The sequence below is a fragment of the Secundilactobacillus similis DSM 23365 = JCM 2765 genome (genome assembly GCF_001311075.1).
In the GTDB taxonomy this organism is placed as follows: Bacteria; Bacillota; Bacilli; order Lactobacillales; family Lactobacillaceae; genus Secundilactobacillus; species Secundilactobacillus similis.
In genome coordinates, this window is sequence record NZ_BBAD01000164.1 from 1 (window position 1) to 1,317 (window position 1,317).

Annotated in this window: 2 protein-coding genes; both read left to right on the forward strand. The window is 39.4% G+C overall.

The window, feature by feature from the left end; translation table 11 throughout:
- Window positions 1-80: 80 nt before the first annotated feature.
- Window positions 81-368 (forward strand): transposase, encoded by a 288-nt coding sequence (locus JCM2765_RS16480; protein WP_003688751.1) that lies wholly within the window; start codon window positions 81-83, stop codon window positions 366-368.
- Between the two features lie 23 nt (window positions 369-391).
- On the forward strand, window positions 392-1,270 hold the full coding sequence (locus JCM2765_RS16485; protein WP_054737610.1) for an IS3 family transposase: 879 nt from the start codon (window positions 392-394) through the stop codon (window positions 1,268-1,270).
- The last annotated feature ends 47 nt before the right edge of the window (window positions 1,271-1,317 follow it).

Consider the following 1,317-nt stretch of genomic DNA (forward strand, 5'->3'; position numbering starts at 1 on the left):
GGGCCTAGAATAAAAAGTGTACAAGTTGAATAGAGACTCTGATTTAGTATAATTAAGGAAGTAAATTGGAGGATCAAATAATGACGAAGCACAGTTATGACAAGGAATTTAAGGAACAGGCCGTTCAGTATTACTTAGATAACAAGGATCACATGACCATGAATGAAATAAGTAAGAATCTAGGTATTGGGGCTAGTACATTACATAAATGGATTAAGCTGTTTACTGAGACTGGGGAGTTTGGCCGTGGCTCTGGTAATTTTGCCAGCGATAAGGACAAGGAGATTGCACGACTAAAGCGTCAACTTCGTGACGCTGAAGGAGCGATCGAAGTGTTAAAAAAATCAATCGGGATTCTGAGCAAGTAACTACCGAAAAGGTATACCAAGAAATGGACGTTCAGCACGCTTTGGAATCCCACCCTTCCATCAATGGTATGTGTGATTACGTTGGAATCTCAAGAAGTGGTTACTATCAACGAGAAAAGCGTCATAATCACCAATTACCGCGAAAGCTTCGGAAGAAGTTTATTCAAGGTGAAATTAAAGCAATTTGGCTCAAAAGCCTTTGTATTTACGGTGCCGGCAAAATCACCCAAGAACTTCGCTCAAAAGGATATAAGATCGCTGAACGAACTGTTGGTAAGTATATGCGTGAACTTGGCATTCACGCCGTTTACCTAACCCCTTGGACGACTACCACTCGCAATTCTAAGTTTGATAAACAGCTAATAAATATTTTAGACGAGCAGTTCAATCCATTGCGACCAAACGCCGTTTGGTGCATTGACACCACTTATATTTCAGTTCATGACGGATTCGTTTATTTAACCAGTATTATGGACTTGTACTCCCGACGGATCATTGGTTGGGACTTATCTGAAACCTTGGAGGTATCGAATGTCATCCCACTTATTGAAAAGACTAAGCACAGTCGCCATATTAGCAAGCCATTAATCATGCACAGTGATCGTGGTAGTCAGTTTACGTCTGAAGCTTACAATCAAGTTACAGCTAACATGACATTAAGCTATTCAAAGAAAGCTTATCCTTGGGATAATGCCTGCATTGAGTCGTTTCATGCCTTGATTAAGCGTGAATGGATAAATCGGTTTAAAATCCATTCATACTCCGAAGCTAAACGACTAGTTTTTCAGTACATTGAAACGTTTTACAACACAGTTAGAATTCACAGTCACTGTGGATTCAAATCACCAAAGCAACTTGAAGATGAGTATCAAACTCAAATTCAAAATTTAGTCGTGGCATAGGACAAAAAAGTCTCTATTTAAATTGTCTATTTTATTGACAGGGGACC